We start from the raw sequence: 7,530 nt of genomic DNA, 5'->3' as shown, positions 1-7,530 counted from the left end.
CTATACACCACTGGCCGGCGCGCGTGAAGCCGAGTTCATGTGCCAGCGGTGTCTCACGCAAGCTGCGCCGCTGCGGCCACCACGTCGTTCTCCCCCGGCAACACCAGCAACGCGGCGCCGGCCAGTGGTGTATAGGTGTCCACACCGGTCACCCGCCGCAGCGGAATGTCCCCGTGACCGGCCTCGACCACCGCGGTGATCACCCCTTCACCGACACCGGCGCTATGCCGCCCCTCATCGACCACGACAATCCGCTTGGCACCCTTGGCCTGCGCGGCGATCCAGGCATCATTGAGCGGCACCAACCAGCGCAGGTCCACCACCCGCACCTTCCAGCCTTGCGCCTGCTCGATGGCCCTGGCCGCACGCAGGCTCATGGGCACACCGTTGCCATAGGTGAAGATGACCAGATCCTCGCTTCCCGCACCGTAAACACGTCCTTCACCGAGGGTAAGCGCCTGTTCCGGGGCCGGATATGGGAACAGCCACTGCCCGTCTCCCGCTGCGTACAGGTCCTTGCCCATGTACAGCGCGATCGGCTCGAGGAACACGCACACGCGGCCGTCCACCTTGGCCAGCGCCGCCAAGGTGCGCAGCATCGCCACGGCATCGTCGCCGCGCGAAGGGCAGCCCACCACCAAACCGGGGATGTCGCGCAGGGCCGTGATCGAGTTGTCATTGTGGAAGTGGCCGCCGAAGCCCTTCTGGTAGCCCAGCCCGGCGATGCGGATCAGCATCGGGTTGCGGTACTGGTCGTTGGAGAAGAACTGCAGCGAACAGGCCTCGCCGCGTACCTGGTCGATGGCATTGTGCAGGTAGGCCAGGTACTGGATTTCCGGCAGCGGCAGCATGCCCATGTTGGCAAACCCCTGCGCCATACCCAGGATCATTGTCTCGTCCAGCAGGGTGTTGAACACCCGGCGCGGCCCAAATGCTTTCTGCAGGCCCTTGGTCACCGTATAGACGCCGCCTTTCTGCGCCACGTCCTCGCCGAACAGCACCGTTTCCGGATATTTGGCGAACAGGTCGTGCAAGGCCTGGTTGATCTGCACGGCCAGATGCTTCGGCGGCTGGTTCTCCGGCAAGGCCGCATCGCTGCCGAACACCTGCAGGCGCCGCTCGCGGTAGTCACCCCGCCTGGCCTCCGCCTGTACTTTGTCTGGCGTGTAAGGCGCCAGCGGAGCGATCACCTCGGCCAGCCCGGTCAGGCGCGGGCGCTGGTCGGCCGCTTCGGCGGCGGCAAAGCAGCGCTTTCGGGTCTGTTCGTACAGCGCCAGCACCTCGGCCTTGTCCATCAGCCCCGACTCGACCGCGATCTGCGCCGAGCGCAGCAGCGGATCGCCCGCCTCCACCGCGCACAGCTCCTCCAGCGCGCGCCATTCGATCTCGAAATCGGTACCGGCGTGGCCCATCAGCCGCGTGGTGCGCAGATGCAGGAAGGTCGGTCGCCGGGTCTTGCGGCAATGCTCCACCGCACGCTGCACCTCGGCATAGCCACTGGCCAGATCCAGCCCATCGGCATGGAAATAGTCCAGACCCGGGCGATGGCGGAAGCTCTCGGCGATCCAGCCTTCCGGCGTCTTGACCGAGATGCCGATGCCGTTGTCCTCGCAGACAAACAGCAACGGCGCCGGCAGTTTCTGGAAACTGCTCCACGCGGCGGCATTGAACGCGGTCTGCGCGGTGGCGTGGTTGGCCGATGCATCGCCGAAGGAACAGATGGTGATGCTGTCGTCGGGAATCGGCAGCGCATGTCCCACGCGCCTGCCGGCTTCGATCGCCATCGCCGTGCCCAGCGCCTTGGGCAGGTGCGAGGCGATGGTCGAGGTCTGCGGCAACACCCACAACGGCTTGCTGCCCCACACCTTGTGGCGGCCGCCGCTGGCCGGATCATCCTTGCTGGCGGCGAAGGACAGGGCCGAATCCATTACAGGGTCCAGGCCCGGCAATTTGCGGAAACGCTCGGCCATGAAGCCGCCGGAACGGTAGTGCAGGAAGGCCGGATCGGTGTGCCGCGCGGCACGCGCGACCATCGCATTGCCCTCGTGCCCGGAGGAGCCGATCGTGTAGAAGACCTTGTTCTGGACGCGCAACACCCGCGCCATCAGATCCAGATGACGGCTGATCAGCTGTGATTCGAACAGTTCGCGGAAGCCGCGGGCGTCCAGTGCGCTCCCCGGCAGCACCGGCGCGCCGTCCTGCGGCCCTTTGCCAGGCCCTTGGCCCAGCCCGGTTACGAATTCGATGAAATTGGTATCGCAGATCTCGGCGCGGTTCAGGCCCTTCATGCGGGCCGGAAGGGGATTCGGTACACGGGCAAACATGCAGACAGACTCCACGTGACAGTCGCGTTGGGCGGGGAAAAAAGGTTCAGCAGCGGGTGGCGATACGGGCAAGCACCTGCGCCTCCGGTGCGGGCATCGCCACGAAGCCGGGTTGCGCGCGTACCCGCTGCAGCCATTGCTGGATGGCCGGATACGGGGACAGCGCAATGCCCCCGTCTTCGGCGACGGCGGTGTACGCGAACAGGGCGATGTCCGCGATGCCGTAGTCGGGCCCGGTAAACCAGGTAGCGAGCGACAAGTGCCGCTCCATCACCGCCAGTGCGGCATGACCGTGTTCGCGCAGGCGCGGCAGATCATCGCGGCGTGGGGAGTCGTCCCGTGCCCAGCCACTGATGAAACGGGCCACGGCGATATACGGCTCATGGCTGTACTGCTCGAAGAACATCCACGACAGCGCCTGCGCACGCTGCCAGCCATCAACCGGCAGCAAGGGCGTGCCTTCGGCCAGCCAGAACAGGATGGCGTTGGATTCGGTGAGCACGCGCCCGTCGCCCAGTTCCACGACCGGCACTTTTCCATTGGGATTGAGCGCCAGGAACTGCGGCGTGCGGGTCTGACCACCGGCGCTGTCCACCTCGATCCATCGATAGCGCGCGCCAAGCTGCTCAAGCAGCAGGCGCACCTTGTAACAATTGCCCGAAGTCGACATGCCATGCACAGTCAACGGAGCGTCAGGTTTCACCATTGATACGGTTCCAGAAGGTGGCGGCCGGTACAACGTATGCGCCCTCATCACACCGCAATCACTGGCCGTTGGAAAGTGCGCCTGCAGCAATTTCCGGGGGGCCGGCAACAGAAAAGGGCCGGCAAGGCCGGCCCTTTTGATATGCGCGACAGTACTGCGATTACTGGCGGGTGCTACCTGCATCCACTTTGGCAGTCTGTGTCACCACCTGGCCATCGATGACCGGCAGGCGGTCGCTGGCCGGGCGGCTTTCCATACGGACGGTCTTTTCAGCGCCGTCGTAACGGTAGGTCACGTCGTAGCCGATGGTCTGATCGGTGTTGCCCATCGCAATGCGGTTGCCCGGCTTGCTGTCCATCCGCATGGTGCCGGTGCTGCCGTCGGCATTGCGGTAGGTGACGTTGTAGCCGGTTACCCGCGAGGATTCGGAGGTGGTGTTCTCGGTGCGGCACTGGCGCTCGGTGCGGCTGACGACGCGACCACCGACGTGACGTTTGTCGACCTGGTTGCCGATCACACCACCGGCGACCGCACCGGCGGCTGTCGCGGCCTTCTTGCCGTTGCCGCCACCGACCTGGCTGCCCAGCAGGCCACCGATCACCGCGCCGGCGACCGTACCACCGACATTGCCATCACGCTCGGGCAGGCGCTCCTGCACCACCACATCCTCGCACACCTCGTGCGGCACGGTGGTGGTGGAGGTTTCGCGCACCGGCTCGGTACCGATCACCGTGGCATAGGCGCGCTCTTTCTGTGTCACCGGAGCGACCTTCAGCACATCGGCGTAGTCGAGCTTGCCACCGGCAGCCAGCGCATCGCTGACCGCCGCATCGTCGGTGAAGGCGGAATTGTCCAGCACCGGAGTCGTCCCCTCGGTGCCGGCGGCAAGCGGCGCCTTGTCGCGCCCACTCATGAAGGCCGCCGTGGCAATACCGCCCACCAGCAGCGCGCCGGCGGCGACCAGAATCGTTGTGGTGTTGCTCTTCATCGTCGGCTCCTTGCGGTCCATCCGCGCTGACTGGGGGGATTCCAGCATGATAATGCTGAACAGAGGCAGGTATTTCCGCATCTGCCCCTTACAAAATTCAGGCTTCGTCGCAATATTGCGAGCGTCCCCCTCCTCTTCCCGCAGGCCACCCACATGTCCAGCCCGATACTGCTGCCGTTGATGTCCTGGGCACGCAAGTTGCGCTACCCGACCCTGTTCAAGATCACCGCGGCACTGTTCGTGATCAGCATGCTGCTGCCCGATCCCATCCCGTTCATCGATGAGATCCTGTTCGCGCTGGGCACCTTGCTGCTGGCCAACTGGAAGCGGCGCAAGGATCCAGCCATCGAGCCTGCGGTCATTGCACGCAAGCGCTGACCCGTGCAGCTGATCGACAGCCACTGCCATCTGGACGCGCCCGAGTTCGATGGAGACCGTGCCGCGGTGATCGAACGTGCCCGCGCCGCGGGCGTGACGGTACAGATCGTCCCGGCCATTACCGCCGCCCGCTGGCCCAAGCTGCGCACGGTCTGCACCCTGGAGAGCGGGCTGTATCCAGCCTACGGCCTGCACCCGATGTTTGTGGCCGAGCATCGGCCCGAACACCTGGACCAGCTGCGCGACTGGATCACCCGGGAACGTCCGTGTGCCATCGGCGAATGCGGACTGGACTTCTTCGTCGACGGTCTCGACCCGGATGCGCAACGCGCCTATTTCAACGGACAGCTGGTACTGGCGCGCGAGTTCGACCTGCCACTGATCGTGCATGCACGCCGCGCCCTCGACGAGGTGATCCACACGATGCGGCGGATCGGCGGGCTGCGCGGCGTGGTCCACAGTTTTTCCGGCAGCCCCGAACAGGCCCGGCAGCTGTGGGAGATGAACTTTTTGATCGGCCTCGGTGGCCCGGTGACCTACGACCGCGCCAACCGCTTACGCGGCCTGCTCACGCAGATGCCCCTGGAGTACCTGCTGCTGGAAACCGATGCCCCGGACCAGCCGGACGCCGCCATCCGCGGCCAACGCAACGAGCCGGCGCGGCTGCCGGCCATTTTCGAGGTGATGGCACAGCTACGCCAGCAGCCGGCTGGCGAGATCGCCGCGCAGACCACCGCCAACGCCCGTCGCCTGTTCGCTCTGCCCGGCCCTTGACCGGGCAACACGGTTACTCGACCACGGCCACCGCGGCAGCGGCCTTTTCGCGGGCCTTGAGCAGGATTTCCAGGGCACGGCCGACGGCGGCAAAGGCGAATGCCCCGGTGATGTGGGTGGCCGCACCCAGCCCGGCACCGCAGTCCAGCTTCAGCGCAGCATCCGCGCCCAGGCTCGGGCGCAGCCCGCAGACGCTGCCATCGGCCTGCGGATACTTGACGTTCTCCAGCGAGTAGATCGCCGAAACCCCGAAATACCGCTGCGGATTCTTCGGAAAATTGAACTCGGCACGCAGCTTCTTGCGGATCAACGCCATCATCGCATCGTGCTCGGTCCGCGAAACATCCCGCACCCGCACCAGGGTTGGATCGGTACGTCCGCCGGCCGCCCCCACGGTGATCATCGGCAGCTTGCGCCGCCGGCACCAGGCGATGGCCTCGACCTTGACCCGGAAACTGTCACAGGCGTCGATAACCAGATCGAACCGGCGATCCAGCAGCTCGGCCATATTGGCGACGGTCAAAAACGCCTCGACGGCCTTGACCTCGATCTCGGGATTGATCGCCCGGCAGCGTTCGGCCATCGCCACGGACTTGTTGCGTCCATATTGGCCAGCCAGTGCCGGCAGCTGGCGGTTGGTGTTGGAGACACAGATATCGTCGGCGTCGATCAGGGTCAGATGCCCGACCGCCGAACGCGCCAGCGCCTCGACAATCCACGATCCCACCCCGCCCATGCCGATCACCGCGACCCGGCAGCCGGACAGGTGCTCGATGGTCCCGGCACCATACAGCCGGTCGATACCGGCAAAGCGTTCACGCAATGACTCTTTCATGCGCCCATTTTAACCGTGGTCGGCAGCAGTCCGTGCGTCGTACCATCGGCATTCCTTGTCCGGAGACACCCGCATGTCAGATCCCGTCCGCACCCAGTCCAAGGCCTCCCGCTATCTGTTCATCCTGGTTCTCGGCCTGCTGCTCGGGGTGGTGGCAACGGTCATGGCGATGCGTGCGATCCAGGAGCGCCAGGACCATTTTCCCGACAGCCTGATGACCGTACTGGCCAAGCAATCGCAGCTGCTCGGCGAAAGCCAGAAGCAGAACCGCTGTGCGCCCAGCGACGTGGCCCCGCGCCTGCAGACGCTGCGCGCCCTGTCCAACGACCTGGATCTGGCCTTCCCCGGCCTGAAGGACGATGCGCGCTTCCAGCAGCATGCCAGCCAGTTCCGCGCCACACTCAATGATGCTCTGGCCAGCGTGCCAAGCGACTGTGCGGCGCTCGCCGTCACCCTGCAGAAGCTGGGCAGTGACTGCAAGGCCTGCCATCAGGACTTCAAGTAAGCCGCATCCAATTCACCCGTGGTTGGCGCTCCATTCACGTGCGAAACGACACGATCCGGGTGCCGGGCAAAACCACATGCCCGTAATCCCCATCTGGCAAGGAGCAACACCATGAAGATTCAATTGATCGCTGCAGGCGCCATCGCCAGTCTGGCTCTGGCCGGTTGCGCCACGTCGCCCGGCTACGGTGGCGGCTACAACAATGGCGGCAGCTACGGCAACAGCAACAACGGCTACAACCAGAACCAGTGCCGTGATTGCGGGATCGTGACCCGCATCGACACCGTGGCATCGGGCCGCACCGCACCGGCGGCGACCGGCGCGGTGCTGGGTGGCATCGTCGGCGCGGTGGCTGGCCATGAGATCTCCGATCACACGGGCGGCAGCCGCGGCAACAAGAACATCGCCGCCGTAGCCGGCGCCGCGGCCGGCGCTCTGGCCGGCAACAAGATCCAGCAGAATGTCACCGGCAATTCGTATGACATCCAGGTCCGCATGGATGACGGGCGCGTGATCGTGGTCAACCAGAAGGATCTGGGCGGCATCCGCGATAACACCTATGTGCGCGTGGTCAACGGGCGCGTCGTACTGCGTTGATTGGCAATGCTCCACGGACAAGCAAAAAGGCCCGCTCGCGCGGGCCTTTTTGCTGCCGCCAGCAGCGTATCAGACCGGCTGTACGGCGTCGGCCTGCAGGCCCTTCTGGCCCTGGACCACGGTGAAGGTGACCTGCTGGCCTTCTTTCAGGCTCTTGAAGCCCTGGGTCTGGATGGCGCGGAAGTGCACAAAAACGTCTTCACCATTCTCACGACTGATGAAGCCAAAGCCTTTGGCGTCGTTGAACCACTTGACGGTACCGGTTTCGCGATCAGACATCTCGACTAACTCCCTGTAGCTCTGAGTTTGATGGATACGCCCCGCAAGGCGGCTGACTGCAAGGAGGAAGCGAGGTGCAACGATGCAGCAAATCGTTCGATCTACCCATCAGGCCACGATTCACGGGGTAATCCCCCCATTAAC

At 65.0% G+C, this 7,530-nt stretch carries 9 protein-coding genes; 4 read left to right on the top strand and 5 right to left on the bottom strand.

Annotated features, from left to right (window positions below; genetic code table 11):
- Window positions 1-53 precede the first annotated feature (53 nt).
- From ARC78_RS00630 to ARC78_RS00620, 3 genes are all read right to left on the bottom strand, one after another.
- The gene (locus ARC78_RS00630) at window positions 54-2,324 is read right to left on the bottom strand and encodes a thiamine pyrophosphate-dependent enzyme (RefSeq protein WP_057505503.1); all 2,271 of its coding nucleotides are present in this window, start codon (window positions 2,322-2,324) and stop codon (window positions 54-56) included.
- 46 nt (window positions 2,325-2,370) lie between these two features.
- Complete coding sequence (locus ARC78_RS00625) at window positions 2,371-3,030, bottom strand: glutathione S-transferase family protein (protein ID WP_054658964.1); 660 nt, start codon at window positions 3,028-3,030, stop codon at window positions 2,371-2,373.
- A gap of 160 nt (window positions 3,031-3,190) precedes the next feature.
- Window positions 3,191-4,018: a glycine zipper 2TM domain-containing protein gene (locus tag ARC78_RS00620; protein WP_054658965.1), complete on the bottom strand. Its 828-nt coding sequence runs from the start codon at window positions 4,016-4,018 to the stop codon at window positions 3,191-3,193.
- A 153-nt stretch (window positions 4,019-4,171) separates the two neighbouring features.
- Between ARC78_RS00620 and ARC78_RS00615 the strand changes: the two genes are divergently transcribed.
- Window positions 4,172-4,396, top strand: a complete 225-nt coding sequence (locus tag ARC78_RS00615) for a DUF6116 family protein (RefSeq protein ID WP_054658963.1) — start codon at window positions 4,172-4,174, stop codon at window positions 4,394-4,396.
- A 3-nt stretch (window positions 4,397-4,399) separates the two neighbouring features.
- Complete coding sequence (locus ARC78_RS00610; RefSeq protein WP_054658962.1) at window positions 4,400-5,170, top strand: TatD family hydrolase; 771 nt, start codon at window positions 4,400-4,402, stop codon at window positions 5,168-5,170.
- A gap of 13 nt (window positions 5,171-5,183) precedes the next feature.
- Here the strand turns inward: ARC78_RS00610 and ARC78_RS00605 are convergent, their stop codons facing one another.
- Entirely contained in the window at window positions 5,184-6,005 is an 822-nt protein-coding gene (locus ARC78_RS00605) for a tRNA threonylcarbamoyladenosine dehydratase (protein WP_054658961.1), read from the bottom strand.
- A gap of 73 nt (window positions 6,006-6,078) precedes the next feature.
- On the opposite strand from ARC78_RS00605, the gene ARC78_RS00600 reads away from it, so the two are divergent.
- On the top strand, window positions 6,079-6,510 hold the full coding sequence (locus tag ARC78_RS00600; RefSeq protein ID WP_054658960.1) for a cytochrome c: 432 nt from the start codon (window positions 6,079-6,081) through the stop codon (window positions 6,508-6,510).
- Between the two features lie 111 nt (window positions 6,511-6,621).
- A complete protein-coding gene (locus ARC78_RS00595) occupies window positions 6,622-7,107 on the top strand; it encodes a glycine zipper 2TM domain-containing protein (protein ID WP_054658959.1) in 486 nt (161 codons plus the stop codon).
- Window positions 7,108-7,176: 69 nt separating this feature from the next.
- Here the strand turns inward: ARC78_RS00595 and ARC78_RS00590 are convergent, their stop codons facing one another.
- Window positions 7,177-7,386, bottom strand: coding sequence for a cold-shock protein (locus tag ARC78_RS00590; RefSeq protein ID WP_054658958.1), 210 nt, complete (start codon window positions 7,384-7,386; stop codon window positions 7,177-7,179).
- Window positions 7,387-7,530: the final 144 nt, after the last annotated feature.

The sequence above is a fragment of the Stenotrophomonas pictorum JCM 9942 genome, from assembly GCF_001431585.1.
Taxonomy (GTDB): Bacteria; Pseudomonadota; Gammaproteobacteria; order Xanthomonadales; family Xanthomonadaceae; genus Stenotrophomonas; species Stenotrophomonas pictorum.
Note: the sequence above shows the minus strand (reverse complement) of the source record. Positions and strands in the feature narration are given on the sequence as shown.

Coding starts and splice junctions, on each gene's coding strand:
- ARC78_RS00630 (WP_057505503.1), bottom strand. CDS start 2,324: ATGTTTGCCCGTGTACCGAATCCCCTTCCGGCCCGCATGAAGGGCCTG.
- ARC78_RS00625 (WP_054658964.1), bottom strand. CDS start 3,030: ATGGTGAAACCTGACGCTCCGTTGACTGTGCATGGCATGTCGACTTCG.
- ARC78_RS00620 (WP_054658965.1), bottom strand. CDS start 4,018: ATGAAGAGCAACACCACAACGATTCTGGTCGCCGCCGGCGCGCTGCTG.
- ARC78_RS00615 (WP_054658963.1), top strand. CDS start 4,172: ATGTCCAGCCCGATACTGCTGCCGTTGATGTCCTGGGCACGCAAGTTG.
- ARC78_RS00605 (WP_054658961.1), bottom strand. CDS start 6,005: ATGAAAGAGTCATTGCGTGAACGCTTTGCCGGTATCGACCGGCTGTAT.
- ARC78_RS00600 (WP_054658960.1), top strand. CDS start 6,079: ATGTCAGATCCCGTCCGCACCCAGTCCAAGGCCTCCCGCTATCTGTTC.
- ARC78_RS00595 (WP_054658959.1), top strand. CDS start 6,622: ATGAAGATTCAATTGATCGCTGCAGGCGCCATCGCCAGTCTGGCTCTG.
- ARC78_RS00590 (WP_054658958.1), bottom strand. CDS start 7,386: ATGTCTGATCGCGAAACCGGTACCGTCAAGTGGTTCAACGACGCCAAA.